Origin of the sequence: Aeromonas sp. ASNIH1 (assembly GCF_002934285.1) — a bacterium.
GTDB lineage: Bacteria > Pseudomonadota > Gammaproteobacteria > Enterobacterales > Aeromonadaceae > Aeromonas > Aeromonas caviae.
The window spans coordinates 3659598-3673051 of record NZ_CP026228.1 but is presented as its reverse complement, the minus strand read 5'-3'; the positions used below and the strand labels follow the sequence as shown (position 1 = coordinate 3673051).

Below are 13454 nucleotides of genomic sequence, written 5' to 3'. Positions count from 1 at the left end.
CCCGTGGCCCCCGGTGTGGGGTTAGGCCTTGACTGTCAACACCTTGACGGCGGCTTTGTCTTCGAGCAGGGCGTCGAAGCGGTGGAACATCAGGAAACCGACCATGCCGAACTCGGCATACTTCTCGGTCAGGCGGCGCAACTCCATGCCTTTGACGCGGCGGATCTGGAGGTAGCTGAAATCGCCGTAGGCCACCGCCTTGGCATTCGCGGCCACATCGGGCATCCCCTGGTCGATCTGGTACTGGTCGCCGTCGATGGTGGCGGGTGCCACGCCCTCAATATCAGGCAGCCAGAGCGGGCGCCCCTGTCCATCTTTCATCAGCTTGAGGCCGAGCAGGGTGTTGTCGTTGAACAGCCAGCGGGCAGTGCCGGCACGGTAAGCCGGATCCACCGCGTGCTTGAGGGCCAGCAGGTCGGCATGGGCGATCGCGCCAGACGCCGCCGAGGTCTTGCCGCCGGTGACCTGGTTCAACAGCCCCTTGATGTTGTTGCCGGTACCGTTGCCGGTCAGCAGTTGTTTAGCCTCGCCACGCCCCAGGCGGGAGCCGATGCGGCGGGCAATCAGGCCAGCGATATCGACGCCAGAGTCCTGAAGCAGCTCGTCGGAGATCTTGACGATATTGGAGGTCATCTTCTTGGCACCAATGACCACCTGACCAAACTCCATGTCCCGCTCGGTGCTTTCCTCCTTCTCGCCGATCATCACCCCCTCGTCGGCGGTGCCGTCGGTGATCGCCCAGGTGATGGGGTTGCCGCTGTCGGTCTCGAACACGGTGGCGATGTTGGCGAGGCCGCCGAACGCCTTCATGGCCTCGGCCACCCGGTTGCGGAACTCGGTCGGCACGGTGAAGCCGCCCTCGGAGCCGGTACCAACCGTCTGGGCGCGCATCTCTTTAAACAGCTGACGCTGTTCGGTATCGAGCGCACTGAAGCCACCACGCAGCATGGTGTCGAGCACCTTGATCTGGCGCGCTTCGGTGACACTGGTGTCGGTGTCGATCAGGGAGCGGCGCTCGGGGTCGCTGTTCAGGTCGTCGGTGTCCAGGCTGAGCAGCTGCTCCTCCCGGGCGATGGCTGCATCCAGATCCCGCAGCTCTTGGTTCATGTCCCCCCACTGCTTGGTCAGGGCTTCATCCCAGCGCTTCTCGCTGTTCTCGTCGTGCAGTTTGCGCATCTGACCGGCGATGGTGGCGCGCTTCTGCTTCATTTCGTGCAATTTCATGGGCACTGCTCCGTTAGGACAATAAAAAACCCGCCGAAGCGGGTCAGGGTTTACAGCGCGGTCAGGCGCCGATCAGGTTCAATTCTCGCTCCCGGCGCTCGCGCTCCTCGGCGGCAAGGGCGCGGGCCTCAGTGGCCAGGTATTCCTGCATAGAGCGGGAGGCGGCGGCAGAGTCCGGATAAGCAGGGAAGGCCACCGGCCCCACGTCGTAGAGGCGGGCAAACTTGGTGATCTCGCGGATCAGCAGGCCGTCATCGTCGTAGTACCAGCGCTCACCGTCGTGGGCCACCCGGAAGTTGAACGAGCTACCGTCGATGTCTCCCCGCTGCAACGGGGCCAACACCAGATCCCGCACCGTCTGGGTGTCCGGGGCGTCGATCTCGTAGCGCAGGCCGGTGTCATCCAGGGTCAGGCGCAGGGTGCCGCTCTTGGTGCGGCCCAGCACAAAGTTGGGGTCGTGGTTGAACAACCCACGCACATCGTCCTGCATCACGCTGTCAAAGGCGCCGGGCTTGATGATCTCGCGAAAGCCGCCGAGGTTTTCGCTCAGGCTGTTGAAGGTGGCGCCGTAGCCGATGATCTTGGCCCCCTGCCCCTCCCCGCCGGGATCGGCCCGCACCTCGCAGCGGAAGAAGCGGCGCTCCCGATCACTGGTTGCTGTTGCTTGGGTCATCTTTAACCTCGTCGTTGGTTTTTTTGTCTTTATCGCCGATCAGCTTGCTCGCGTTGACCGAGACCAGCATCTCGTCCAGTCCATCCTTCTGGTTCTTGTCTTCGAGCAGACGGACCTCGTTGCGGGACATCCAGCCATCGGTGATGGCGTAGTGATAGAACTCGGCCCGTTCTTTGGCGGTGCCGCGCAGCAGACCGGCCAGGTTGAACTTGACGTAGTAACCCGCCCGCCGCTCCATATCCGTGAACAGCTTGCGGTTTAGCTCCTGCTCCCAGCGCACCACCCAGGGCATGATGCTGTGGCGCACGAAGTGGATGGCCTGCTCGCTGATGTTGGAGAAGGTCGCCTTCTCCAGGTCGTTGATCATGTGGCTGGGGACGTTGAATAGCCCGGCGATCTCGCTGCGGTTCATCTTCTGGGTGTCGAGGAACTGCGCCTCTTCCGGCGAGATGGTGATCGCCTTGTAGTCCAGATCTCCCGAGAGCAGGGCTGTGCGGCCGCTACCCTTGCCGATACCGCCCTCTTTCCAAGCAGATTTCAGGTTGGCGCGGTGTTGCTTGCCGAGATCGCCAACAGCGTTGGGGGTTTTGTCGATCAGGATGCCTGAGGGTCGACCACCACCACCGAAGAACTGCGAGCCGTATTTCTTGGCCGCGAGGCCCAGGCCAATGGTTTCGGCATGGTAGCGGATCGGGCTCATTCCCCAGTAGCGGCTACCGCCAAACCCCTTGATGTGGGCGGCGTCATAGATCGGCAGGGCAAACCAGCGTTGCTCCTGGGCGTCATAGGCCGGGTAATACCAGCCGGAGGCCCCCCTGATAGGCTCGCCGATATGTTCCGGTTCGAACAAATCCAGCTCGATCAGCTGACCACGCCGATCACGGCGCAACCGGGTGATGGCGTTGCCGTTGGTCAGCACCACCTGCTGGGCCTGCTCGCGCCAGTCGTAGCTGGATTGCCACTGGTTCGGCGAGGTGGAAAGCAGGGCGTGGGCCGGGTGATCGTTGCCATCCACCACGTTGCTACCGTCCCGGCGCATTACATGAAGCGGAAGCTGGGCCATGTTGCTCGACAGCCGATGGACGCAGGCATAGACCGCCGCCAGGCGCATGGCGCTCTTGGTGGTGACGGCGATGCCGCTGTCAGTCACCGGGGCCAGGCCAAACCATTCGGCCAGCGCCGGATCTGACGAGGACAGCACCTCTGCACGCGATTCACTGCCGAGCAACATCCCGAGCATGGCGGTCTCCCCATCGTTTCAAAATTACCAGGACGACCAGCAGGGCCAGCCCCAGCAGCAAGCCACCGACCAGCAACAGGGCGGGGCCGAGGCCATAGGTGAAGTAGGCCCCGGCGCCAATCAGGCAGAGGCCGAGCAGCAGCGTCACGTCAATCAAGACGCGCATCAGTCGGGTCATAGTCATCATCTGCATAGGGGCTCATGAACTCGCCCTTGTTGAGCATGGCGCGGCCCACGGCCATGATGGCCGCGACGGCACCGTCGATTTTGGCGTCGCGGTTCCCCTTGCGAGGGAACACGTTTTCGTTGGCATCCTCCTTCGCCATGACGTTCGAGATCATCCAGTTGAGCACCGGATTGCCGTCATGGTGCAGGCGCCCGGAGGCGATCGCCGATTCGATCTCCTTCATCGGTGCGCTGAGGTGCGCCGTGGTTTGCGGGATCGCCACTGGCAGCCAGCCGGCCGCCGCGATTTGCTGGGCGAGCTGCGCCGAGTTCCATGGGTCGTGCGGCACCTCACGGGGCGAGTAGACATTCGCCAGGCCGATCACCTCTTCCCCGATCTCGCCGAAATCTATCTCGGCGCCATCGGTGGCATTGAGAGCCACCCATCCACTGTTGTGCCAGGGGGTGGCGATCCACTCCTGATAGCGCGCCATGTTGCGGTTGTCCGGGTCGTTGACCGTCTCCTCCGGCAGCCAGTGACGGCTGAACAGGTAGTAATGGAGCTGGCCGTCCGACTCGTAGCGGGCGAACACGATCACCATGGAGCAGACGTCGAGCTTGCTGGCCAGGTCGAGCGAGAACCAGCAGGGGCAACCGATGAAGTCCTCTATCCTCAGCGTCGTGTCACCGGCGGCTTGCCAGTGGCCGAAGTTGAAGAAGGTGACGGCGGCGGTAGTCCAGACGTTGCAGTGTTTGATCAGGTATTTTGTCTGGTTGCGAGCGCTGCGTTTGGCACGTAGCAACTGGGCCGCCAGGTAATCTTCGAACACCGACACGCCAAAATTGGGGTTGGCCTTGCGCAGGGCCTCGATGCTGTAGGGATCATCCCCATCATCCAGGGTGTAGATGAGTGCGAATAGCTCGTCATCGGGTTCGACCCCCGCGAGCATCTTGACGCACTCGTCCCAGAACTGTTTGCAGGGACCGGTCGGGTCAAAGCCCGCCGTACTGATGACCAGCATCAGCGGCTGTTCACGGGCCCCCATACCGGTGTCCATGGTGTCGAACAACTCGGCGGTGTCGTGCTCGTGGTACTCATCGACAATTGCCAGGTGGGGACTGGAGCCATCGCCGGGGTTACCAATGATGGGTTCAAACACAGAGCCATCCTGGCGCATCATCTTCTTGGCGGCGACCATGACACCGAAATGACGACGCAGGTTGGGTAACTGGTGCGTCATCTGCAGGGCTGGCTTGAACACCTCCCACGCCTGTTTCTCGGTCGTCGCCCCGCAATACACCTCGGCGCCAGGCTCGTTATCGGCGGCGAACATGTAGAGCCCGTTCCCAGCCGCGACGATGGACTTGCCATTCTTGCGCGGCACGAACAGGGCCGCCCGCCGAAACCGGCGCAGGCCGTCCTTCTTGCGCTTCCAGCCGTAGACGCAAGCATGAAAGAACAGCTGCCACGGCTCCAGGGTGATACGGCGCTGGGCCAGCGGCAGGCGCCGCCATTTCCCCTTGGTGTGGGGAAGCAGTTGTATGAACTTGCAGGCCCGCTCGCCGGCGGCGATGTCGAACCTGTACGGATAGGCTTTATCTTTGGCCTTCTCCAGATCGTCTAGGTGGCGCTGGCAGGCCTGCCGAACATAGAGCCCGGCGGTGATTCGACCCGAGACAACGTCGCGGGCGTACTTGTTCGCGGCGTTGACATTCGGATTGGCGGCCATGGTCAGAAGGTCCTAAATTCATTGTCCCCCTCGGGGTCGCCGCCTCCGCCACCTCCAATCAGCCGGCGGTAACTGGTCGGGTCCAGACCAAGCAGACTACCGACCCGCACCAGGGTAGACAGCGCATCCTGACGCACAGCGACCGCCGGGTGCTTCTTGATGCCGCTCTCGGTCGGCGTGGTGATCCCGTCCTCCTTGATCATCTTCTTGGCGGTGAGATACAGATCGAACGAGTCGCAATAGGCTAGCACCAGCGGCAGGTGATCTCCGGTGAGCTGTTTGCGGTTGATCAGGATCTTGATGGTCTGCTTCCACAAAGCAGCGGCGGGGGCGGAGTCTTGCAAATCTTCGGGAACAGGGGGCGCCCTGGTGATCAGTTGGTCGGAGGCAACCGCCGGCAGATCTCCGCCAGTCGGGCGGCCTCCCCCTGCGGCTCTTGTCATAAACGCACCTCGTGTGACATCACGCCGCCACCTCAATCGGTGGCCGTGACATCACGCTGGAAAATTTTTCTTATTTCCCGCCCGTGTAAAAATCCCTGGGCGGCGGTACTAAGGGGCTTGAGGCGGTAGGGATTTGACCACCCCCGCCCCGCCTGACCCGCGCCGCGACTGGATCTCGGCGGCCTTTTTGGATCTCTTGAGGATCTCGCCGAAAGGGTGCCTGGGGAGGGCTGTTTTCTGGGTTGGCGTTCAGTTTCACGCCAGTTCACCGCCGGTTCAGCCGCTCGTTCGCGGTCTTAACCTTGTGGTGAGCGGTACAAATGGACGCCAAGTTGCTCGGGTCATCCGTGCCGCCGTGCGCCTTTGGCACCACATGGTCAACAATGTTCGCGGGGGTGTATGTCCCCTCGCCCAAGCAGGTCAGGCAAAGGTATCCATCACGCTGCAAGATAGTTTCCCGCAGCTTATCCCATGCCGAACCATACCCGCGCTGATGCCTGGACAACCCAGCCTGATATCGCTCCCATCCAGAAACGCGGTGAGCCTCGCACAAGCCGGACTTGTCATTGGTCAGAGCACTGCAACCGCCAGGATGGCGGCATGGCTTCATCCGTCTTGGCGGCATGGTCACTCCACAATAAGGGCCGCCCGCTGCTGCTATGGGCATCGCTGCATGGCGCTAGCATTGGGCGGCAAGGTAAATCAATGTCTGCGCATGTTGCCAGTATCAAGCAACGAGGCGGGGGCAACGTCAAAGCGCTGCACCTTTGACCTGGGGGGTGGGGTATTGCGGTAGTTGGGTTAACGGGGTTGAGTCAATGAGAGATAGGCTCTTTCACAGGCCAATCCTGACGCTCGAGCTCGGTCATACGCTGCTGCCAGCTCACCCGCTCTCTCGTCAGCCCGGCTGAGCAGGTCGGCGAGCACCATGGCAGGATGTCCGGCTGCCGGGCCTCCTTGGGCAGCCCCGGGATTGCTGGCGCACTGACTTGCTCGGGCTGCCAGGCGGCGGGCTTGCTCGCGCAGCCGGCCAGACTCAAGGTCAGCAGCAGCGGCATCAGCCTGCGCTTGGGCGATTTCTTCTTGTGCATGGTCTCTCACCTCATCGATTTCAGCCTGCCGGCGCTGCTCTTCCTCCCGAGCCTTCAGCTCAGCCTTAGTTCTGGCTGAGGCAAGGCGGGCAGCCTCTTCATTCCACTTTGCCTGCCAGGTCTTGCGCTCCCCCTCCTCCCCAGCAGCATGACCGGAGCGATAGAGCGCCACACCGCCGCCGGCCAGTGCGGCTATCACCAAGGCACCGGCCAGGAACGGCAGCACCTTGCTCTGCTGAGTCACTCCCATCACACCCCCTTGCACTTCGCATTGAGGCGCAGCCGGTCTTTCCAGAGCCCGGGGCATACCCGGTTCCCCGGTACCGAGCAGTCCTGGTTGCCGGAACGCTTGAATAGCAGGATCGCCTCGCAGGCCCCGGGGTAGTCGCCAGCGTTCAGGCGCTTCACGATGGTGGATCGGCAGAAGGCGCCGGGACCGATGTTGTGGGAGAGCTCGACATAGGCGTCGAACTCATACTGGTGGAGTGGCACCTTGATGCAGGCCTTGAGGGCATTCTCGAACACCCGCACCTCCCGAAGGCTCCTGTTCACCGCGGCGACGGGCGTGATGGTGTCACCCATCTTGACCCCTTCGGTGCTCCCAAAGCCGATAGTGGGGAGCTTGGTACCGTGTACGGGGTCGGGGTAAGCCGTCGGCTCAAACCCCTCCCGATTCAGGATCCCCACAAAGCCGGCAGCACTGAGAGTGAGCGCCGCTATGGCAATTCGTACTTTTGTCATGCCTACCCCACCTGCTTGGCGCGTGGCTTGATGATGTTCGACCAGATAAACCAGCCGATCTGAACCGAAAGCCACACAAGCGTCGCGATCAGCACCCAGTCATTCAAAGAGACACCAGCCCACGACATACTCACCACCGCTACAGGAGGGGCAGATTTCGCAGTTTCACCGACCACAGTGGTAGCGATCTGCTCATGGCCTTGACTCATGAATCCACCCCAGAAACGAAAAAACCTCGGCAAGGCCGAGGTTTGAGAGCAAGAAATAAAAAAGACCACATCCTTTCGGGTGCAGTCTTCCATCATTGGTGCCAACTTTGCCAAAAATTGCAGGGGATGTAAAGACACCGATAGATCGGAGCAATAAGCGCATTCCATTGATGGAATGATTACGCTTTATTACACTCGCCTTAGTAACAAGTATGATGTTCACATCCCGATCGCAGACAGCCTCTATGATCAACATCTGGCACAACTGAGAAGGGAGGGCCTTATCGATGGCTAAGAAATTTAACGATCTGCGCGCCAAGATGACTCCTGAGTCACAGGCTCGCGCCGTAGCAAAAACAGAGGCAATGCTGGCCGAGATGCCACTGGACGAACTGCGTCAGGCTCGCGGGCTGTCCCAGAAAATGCTCGCAGAAATACTGCACGTCCAACAACCAGCCATAGCCAAAATGGAAAAGCGCACTGATATGTATCTCTCGACACTGCGCAGCCACATTGAAGCCATGGGAGGTCAATTGGAAGTTGTGGCCCGCTTCCCGGATGGAGTCGTGAGGGTCACTAACTTCGCCACCCTGGGTGAGCGCGCCATCATCTGATCGGCCAGTAGCCATGTTGGTAATGCAATAATTGGGGGGGCGAAAGCCCCCTTTTCAATCTAGCCAGAAGCGGCTCTATCGTGTCACATACCCATAGCGCGCCTGTGTCGTAGACTCCTGCTGGTGGCACCAGGCCAGCACCGCGAGATAAAGAGGGTGCCACCCCCTCTCCCACTGCCCGCGGGTGAACTGGCCCACCAGCACCTCAATAGCCCGCCTGACCTGACTGCCCAGGATCGGACGAAGTCCAGTACCACCGCAGCGGGGACAGGCTTTGTCCATGGGCTTGCCATGTAACTTGGATAACTCCAGATCCCGGACTGTCCCTCTACCACCACAACGACAAGCAGCCCCAGGAGTGTCAGCAGTGCGGCAGTAGTGTTCCAGGGCCAACTCGGCCACCCGGCGCAAGGCCACCCGGCGCAAGGCCATGCCGTGGCCACGTTCCTTGTTGCCCCCCACATAGCGGGGAGCAATCTTGGTGCACTCGGCCTGCACCGCCAGCAGGGCCTTCTTGGCGTCCCCCAGGTCTTTGCAGTAACGCGCCATCACCAGCGCCATGCCGGCACCATTGTGCTTCTGAACCATTCCCAATGCCGTCATCACATCACTCTTTGTCAGATGAGAGCGCCCCGTTGACTGGGCCTGATAGGCGTGCAGCATCACAGAACGCGGATCCCCAATCGCGATTGCATATTCAAAGCGCACTCATCACCTCCACCGTTACCGACACCATTCCCCCTTTCACTACCGGCCCGCGCTCCACCAGCAACCGGTCGATCTGGCTATCGTCCAGCCACACCCCGGCGTGGGTCAGGGCGTCTTGCACCGCCTTCACCGTGTTATCCAGATCCCGGGCTCGCCGGTCAGGGGCCTGCACCACCAGCCGCAGGGCCAGCCGATCGGGAATCTGCTTGCCGGCTAACTTGGCAGCCAGACAGGCATCGGCCGCAGCTTTGCGATAAACCCTCCCCTCCTGGCTCAGCAGGGTTCTGGGCTTACCGCTCACGGCCACATTGCGCCAGATCCGGTTGGTTGAAGGGGGCCATGGCAGGGTCACTGTCCATGAATCAGCTTTTGGCATTGAACACTCCCAAGGAGCAAGCCAGCTCCAGTGTGTTGATAACGTGCTCCAACTGCGAACCGTGCTTGGCCTCCCAAGCCTTCCACCCGATCCGGTGCAACTCCATGTGTGGCTGGTGGGCGAGTGGGAACGACATCAGGTCATGCGCCTTGCTGCCCATCACACTCATCCCGTGACCCACAACGTGGTGCGCCTCGATGCCCTCGCGCTGGCCCGTCACCACACAGGGCAACTGTCGAACAAAAGCCAAGTAGGCCGCACACTCCCAGCGCTGTCGTTTGGGCTTGCCTAAATGCAAGGCCGCAGGCTCAGGATCAATCTGGCGAATGGCCGGTTTGGCATTGATGCGAGCCCGCAGATCGGCCAGTGGATCGCGCTCTGCCACCTCAAGGCGATGATCACGATAGCGAGCATCGGTCTCCCGGTTACCACGGGGCGACCACTTCCGATCCGGTTCGATGGGTGCCAGGCGACAGGCAGAGCGCAGCAGCGGATCCGGCAATGAAGGCAGCACCTTATAGACGGTCGCCCACCAGCACAGATCCCGGGCAGTCAGGTCAGCAGCGGCCACCCCACACCAGCCAGCGACCCGCTGCAGCACAAGCTGCGCCAGCCACCCGGCCACATCGGCGAGGCGGATCGGTAACTGCCCATTGCGGTGCTCGTTGTCGTGATGCCAGCACAAAGGCAGATGGACCCCCTCCACCTCTGCGGTGACGGTTTCCCCAATGCAGCCATCGGCTATCACGCAAGCAGTGGCATTGGCGGTCAGCAGCTCCCCACCGGCGGCATTGACCACTGCGGCGCAGGCCAGGGCCGACACCAGCTCAGGGTACTGGGCCAGCAGGTCGGATCCCTGATCGCGCACTAGGCGCACCGGCTTGCCAGCCAGTTGACGCCTCACCGCCGGCAGGCTGTCTCCCAGCGGCACCAGGGCCAGCCCCAGCGCTTCGACAAACACGGCGTTACCTGCGCTCACGCTTGCCCCCTGATCGCATTCAACTGTTGGCGAAACCACTCACGGTGCTCTTCATCCACCTCATCGATGGCGGCCACCACGACCTCACGCCCGATCTCATTGCGCCGCCGGCGCCAGACCAGCAGGTGCGCCTGCTTGATCAACTCGATGCGCTGCCGTTCAGCCGATGGCAACAGGGCCAGGTTGTGACTCATGCCGCCACCCCACGCAGGATGCCGTCACGGATCAGTCGCTCCACCAGCCACTGCTGGCCCTTGCCGGTGATCAGGGGGGTGAAGCTGATGCGCCGCTCGCCGTTGCTGTCAAACGAGCTCTCCCGGGTCGCGAACAGCCCGCGGTCCACATACTCCTGCATCGGCAGGTTCCAGCGCTCCCCGCGGCAACTCATCAAGATCTTGCGTTCCCTCAGCAGGGTGAACAGGGTATTGGGGCCAAGGCCCACCGTCTTGGCGAACGCCGACAAGGTGATCCCCTTCTCCACACTGGCGATCTGCTTGGCGAACTCCACCGCCGGGGCATCCATCGCCACCTTCTGTTCCAGCGCCATCTTCTGCTCGGCCAGCTCGGCAGCAAGGCGCAGTGCCTCCGGCAGGGTCTGGGGGATCATCATCGCGGGCTGGTGGGCTTGCTGCTCCAGCTCCTGCCAGCGGCGAATAATCCGGATCCGCAACTGGGCGCTGTAACCGGCCACCAGACAAAGGGTCTCGTCCTTGTCCAGCAACAGGCACGGCTGGGTGCGACCACGGCCATCCTGGTAATCGCCTGACTTCTCAGGAGATTGAATTTCCACCAGCATCTTGCGGATATCGGCCATCACGTTGTCGTGGCGCTTTCCGGTCAGCTCGGCGATCTCCACGCTGGTCATCGTCAAAGGGGTTGCCCCCCGCATCATCAGTTCCATCACCTCACCCCCATCGACACATTCGCGGCCAGATACACCGCTAACCCCACCAGCACCACCACCATCAGGGTACCCCTCATGAAATCGCGCATGGGATCATCTCCAGCGGGGCGGGCCGCTGTTGCTGGCCGCGCAGGGCGTTCACCGCCTTCATCACCTCAGCCAGTTCGGCACCCTGTACCAGGTAGTGCCCGGCCCGGTGGGCCTGGGAGGTGAACCCCAGTTGCCGCGGGCAATCCGACACCTCAAGGCGCACCTGCACCGGCAACCAGTCCTTCACCTCCGGGTACACCGCCACCCGCACATACCGGGCGCGGCGAATGTCCCGCTCACAGGCATCACTGAACGTCACCGCCATCACGCCATCCTCCCTGTTATCGTCACACCCTCGCGGTGCAGTTGGGCCAGCAGTGGCTGCAGCTCAGCTTGAACAGCCTCATCGGTCACCTCGCGATCACGCACATAGACAAGGGCCTCCGCCTGCATCTCGCAGGCTCGCAAAGAGACCTGGCGGCCCACAGGGGCAGACTTCGGTACCGGATTGCGCTGCAGGATGGTGGCCTTGACCTCGGCCGGGCGCGGGGCGAACTGGCGGCCGGCGTCATCGGCCAGCTCTAACACCGCCTCGCGGATCTGCTGGGCGGTGAACCCGCGCAGTTGAACACCCCAGGCCATGGCCACGCCGCGGGCATTGGCATCCAACTGGCTGGCACTGGCGGGCCAGCACCCGGCCATCAACGGCAACAGCTCATCGGCCAGGAACATCGACATGCCGGTGCTCACCTGCAGACTGGCCTGATTCACGGGCAGACTGGTCACGTTAGAGGGGAGTGTTGTCGTCATAATCGACCCCCGCGGCTCGCAGGGCCTGGGCCTGCTGTTGGGCTTGCGCCAGATTGGACAGGGGGCGCTGGTGGCCGCCAGATGGATTACCGCGCTTGGCCTGCAGCTGGTCCCACTTCTGGCGCAGCTTCTGCGGCGACAGCACGTTGGCACACCAGAACGCATCCCGGCTCACCCAGTCATACAGCTCGCAGATATCGCGGTGGCTACGCTGGTCCAGCTCGCGCATCAGCCGTATCACGTTCGCCCACTGCGCCCAGTTCGGCTCAATGGCGGTCGGGGTGATCAACTGCACCCGCCGGAACATCCACTGCGCGGTCATCAGGTCATCACCGGTTCCCCACGCCTTGCCGCTCGGGGTTTGGATGGCAGCCTCGGGAATCACCCGGGCCTTGGGTTCTGGATCGGCAACCCCCTCGATGGCAGTTCCCTCCCCCTGCTGGTCGAAAGTCGCGTCAGCGAGTTGCGACGAAGAGTCTTTAAGATCTTTGTTTGTTTTATTGTTTATCTTGTTTAGATCTTCGGCGTGATACTCCGCGCCTAACTCCGCGCCATCAGATTGCGATACCCCCTCCGTCCCCTGCTTTGATGCGGGTTGCAACTCCGCGCGAAACTCCGCGCCAATGTGTTCTGAAACTCCGCGCTGGTAAGGGTCGTAATTGAGCAGGGTGACCAGGGTATAACCACGGGTACCCTGCTTGCTGGAGCGGCTGATCATCCCCTCCTGCTCGAAAGCATCCAGGGATCGGCGAGCACTGTCTTCAGAGATGCCGCAGGCCTCCCCAAGGGAACGGGCAGAGCCTACGACCTGGCCACGCTGGATCAACAGGCGATTGCCGTTGAAGCTCACCTCGCAGCGCTCGTGCGCCGCCTCCAGCAGCAGGTGCAGCCACAGCGCCTTGCGCACCGGATCGCGGTAAAACGGCACCTCCTTCAGGCTCTTGTACAGCAGGACAAACCCACTGCGACGGTTGTCGGCCACATTGCATCCTCGCGAAACAGGGGCGGCCACCGGGGCCGCCAGTCTGACTACCTCACCCATGGCTCACCTTCTTCACTCGCGTCGGTTTGGCCGCCTTCTTGGCGTCCTTCTCCTGCTGGCGCAGCTTGCGTTGCAGCAACTTGGCCATCTTCTTTCCCTCCGCCAGACACTTGGCAAAGGCCTGCCCCTTGGCAAAGCACGGCATGGTGCGAAAATGCCGCAGGGCCGCCTGGGTTGCGGTGTGCACCACATCCGGGGTGTATCCCCCCGCCGTCAGGATCTGCGCCACGTTGCGCTCGATAAACAGCTCAGGATGCATGGGCCACCTCCTGCAGGTGCTGCATCAGGCAGTTCAGGTGACGCTTGGCCTGCTCTTTGGTTGCCGGGATCTTGATGCCGCGCAGCAGACCGCCATAGACCAGATAGGACTGGCCCTGACTCTCCACCAGACGCGGGATCACAGCCGGGATCACGTTGCGCCGCTTGCCTTGCGCTTTGTCGCCAGCTTCGATACGCTTATCCATGTTGTTTTCTC

At 62.0% G+C, this 13454-nt stretch carries 21 protein-coding genes; 1 reads left to right on the top strand and 20 read right to left on the bottom strand.

Annotated elements, in window-relative coordinates; all coding sequences use genetic code 11:
* Nucleotides 1–21: 21 nt before the first annotated feature.
* The 10 genes from C2U37_RS17985 to C2U37_RS17940 all read right to left on the bottom strand — a co-directional run bounded on the left by C2U37_RS17985 (nucleotide 22) and on the right by C2U37_RS17940 (nucleotide 7612).
* Nucleotides 22–1224 carry a phage major capsid protein gene (locus C2U37_RS17985; RefSeq protein ID WP_104452830.1) on the bottom strand — a complete coding sequence of 401 codons (1203 nt, stop codon included), beginning with the start codon at nucleotides 1222–1224 and terminating at the stop codon, nucleotides 22–24.
* A gap of 61 nt (nucleotides 1225–1285) precedes the next feature.
* Nucleotides 1286–1897 (bottom strand): HK97 family phage prohead protease, encoded by a 612-nt coding sequence (locus tag C2U37_RS17980; protein ID WP_104452829.1) that lies wholly within the window; start codon nucleotides 1895–1897, stop codon nucleotides 1286–1288.
* Complete coding sequence (locus tag C2U37_RS17975) at nucleotides 1872–3137, bottom strand: phage portal protein (protein ID WP_199770467.1); 1266 nt, start codon at nucleotides 3135–3137, stop codon at nucleotides 1872–1874. The genes C2U37_RS17980 and C2U37_RS17975 overlap by 26 nt, the downstream gene beginning before the upstream one ends.
* Entirely contained in the window at nucleotides 3112–3303 is a 192-nt protein-coding gene (locus tag C2U37_RS17970; RefSeq protein WP_104452828.1) for a hypothetical protein, read from the bottom strand. Before C2U37_RS17970 ends, C2U37_RS17975 begins: the two co-directional genes overlap by 26 nt.
* A complete protein-coding gene (locus tag C2U37_RS17965; RefSeq protein WP_104452827.1) occupies nucleotides 3287–5032 on the bottom strand; it encodes a terminase large subunit in 1746 nt (581 codons plus the stop codon). The genes C2U37_RS17970 and C2U37_RS17965 overlap by 17 nt, the downstream gene beginning before the upstream one ends.
* A gap of 2 nt (nucleotides 5033–5034) precedes the next feature.
* Nucleotides 5035–5475, bottom strand: coding sequence for a phage terminase small subunit P27 family (locus tag C2U37_RS17960; RefSeq protein ID WP_104452826.1), 441 nt, complete (start codon nucleotides 5473–5475; stop codon nucleotides 5035–5037).
* A 265-nt stretch (nucleotides 5476–5740) separates the two neighbouring features.
* Nucleotides 5741–6085: an HNH endonuclease gene (locus C2U37_RS17955; protein ID WP_233768485.1), complete on the bottom strand. Its 345-nt coding sequence runs from the start codon at nucleotides 6083–6085 to the stop codon at nucleotides 5741–5743.
* 191 nt (nucleotides 6086–6276) lie between these two features.
* On the bottom strand, nucleotides 6277–6816 hold the full coding sequence (locus C2U37_RS17950; RefSeq protein WP_104452824.1) for a DUF2514 family protein: 540 nt from the start codon (nucleotides 6814–6816) through the stop codon (nucleotides 6277–6279).
* Complete coding sequence (locus C2U37_RS17945; RefSeq protein ID WP_045525021.1) at nucleotides 6816–7307, bottom strand: lysozyme; 492 nt, start codon at nucleotides 7305–7307, stop codon at nucleotides 6816–6818. The genes C2U37_RS17950 and C2U37_RS17945 overlap by 1 nt, the downstream gene beginning before the upstream one ends.
* Before the next feature lie 2 nt (nucleotides 7308–7309).
* Nucleotides 7310–7612: a hypothetical protein gene (locus C2U37_RS17940; RefSeq protein WP_233768424.1), complete on the bottom strand. Its 303-nt coding sequence runs from the start codon at nucleotides 7610–7612 to the stop codon at nucleotides 7310–7312.
* A 191-nt stretch (nucleotides 7613–7803) separates the two neighbouring features.
* Here C2U37_RS17940 and C2U37_RS17935 point away from each other — a divergent pair, with 191 nt between their 5' ends.
* Nucleotides 7804–8130, top strand: coding sequence for an XRE family transcriptional regulator (locus tag C2U37_RS17935; RefSeq protein WP_104452823.1), 327 nt, complete (start codon nucleotides 7804–7806; stop codon nucleotides 8128–8130).
* A gap of 75 nt (nucleotides 8131–8205) precedes the next feature.
* Here the strand turns inward: C2U37_RS17935 and C2U37_RS17930 are convergent, their stop codons facing one another.
* The 10 genes from C2U37_RS17930 to C2U37_RS17885 all read right to left on the bottom strand — a co-directional run bounded on the left by C2U37_RS17930 (nucleotide 8206) and on the right by C2U37_RS17885 (nucleotide 13443).
* Nucleotides 8206–8733: an antitermination protein gene (locus C2U37_RS17930; protein ID WP_233768423.1), complete on the bottom strand. Its 528-nt coding sequence runs from the start codon at nucleotides 8731–8733 to the stop codon at nucleotides 8206–8208.
* A gap of 94 nt (nucleotides 8734–8827) precedes the next feature.
* Complete coding sequence (locus C2U37_RS17925) at nucleotides 8828–9214, bottom strand: RusA family crossover junction endodeoxyribonuclease (protein ID WP_041211155.1); 387 nt, start codon at nucleotides 9212–9214, stop codon at nucleotides 8828–8830.
* Nucleotides 9201–10193, bottom strand: coding sequence for a DUF968 domain-containing protein (locus C2U37_RS17920; protein ID WP_233768422.1), 993 nt, complete (start codon nucleotides 10191–10193; stop codon nucleotides 9201–9203). Before C2U37_RS17920 ends, C2U37_RS17925 begins: the two co-directional genes overlap by 14 nt.
* Nucleotides 10190–10387 carry a DUF3283 family protein gene (locus C2U37_RS17915; RefSeq protein ID WP_005324004.1) on the bottom strand — a complete coding sequence of 66 codons (198 nt, stop codon included), beginning with the start codon at nucleotides 10385–10387 and terminating at the stop codon, nucleotides 10190–10192. The genes C2U37_RS17920 and C2U37_RS17915 overlap by 4 nt, the downstream gene beginning before the upstream one ends.
* A complete protein-coding gene (locus C2U37_RS17910) occupies nucleotides 10384–11094 on the bottom strand; it encodes a phage antirepressor KilAC domain-containing protein (protein WP_041205556.1) in 711 nt (236 codons plus the stop codon). Before C2U37_RS17910 ends, C2U37_RS17915 begins: the two co-directional genes overlap by 4 nt.
* A gap of 76 nt (nucleotides 11095–11170) precedes the next feature.
* Nucleotides 11171–11452 (bottom strand): hypothetical protein, encoded by a 282-nt coding sequence (locus C2U37_RS17905; protein ID WP_104452821.1) that lies wholly within the window; start codon nucleotides 11450–11452, stop codon nucleotides 11171–11173.
* The gene (locus tag C2U37_RS17900) at nucleotides 11452–11937 is read right to left on the bottom strand and encodes a hypothetical protein (protein ID WP_104452820.1); all 486 of its coding nucleotides are present in this window, start codon (nucleotides 11935–11937) and stop codon (nucleotides 11452–11454) included. Before C2U37_RS17900 ends, C2U37_RS17905 begins: the two co-directional genes overlap by 1 nt.
* Nucleotides 11915–12919, bottom strand: a complete 1005-nt coding sequence (locus C2U37_RS24720) for a hypothetical protein (RefSeq protein ID WP_158656271.1) — start codon at nucleotides 12917–12919, stop codon at nucleotides 11915–11917. Before C2U37_RS24720 ends, C2U37_RS17900 begins: the two co-directional genes overlap by 23 nt.
* A 52-nt stretch (nucleotides 12920–12971) precedes the next feature.
* Nucleotides 12972–13238, bottom strand: a complete 267-nt coding sequence (locus C2U37_RS17890) for a hypothetical protein (protein WP_104452819.1) — start codon at nucleotides 13236–13238, stop codon at nucleotides 12972–12974.
* Nucleotides 13228–13443 (bottom strand): hypothetical protein, encoded by a 216-nt coding sequence (locus C2U37_RS17885; RefSeq protein ID WP_104453273.1) that lies wholly within the window; start codon nucleotides 13441–13443, stop codon nucleotides 13228–13230. The genes C2U37_RS17890 and C2U37_RS17885 overlap by 11 nt, the downstream gene beginning before the upstream one ends.
* Nucleotides 13444–13454 lie beyond the last annotated feature (11 nt).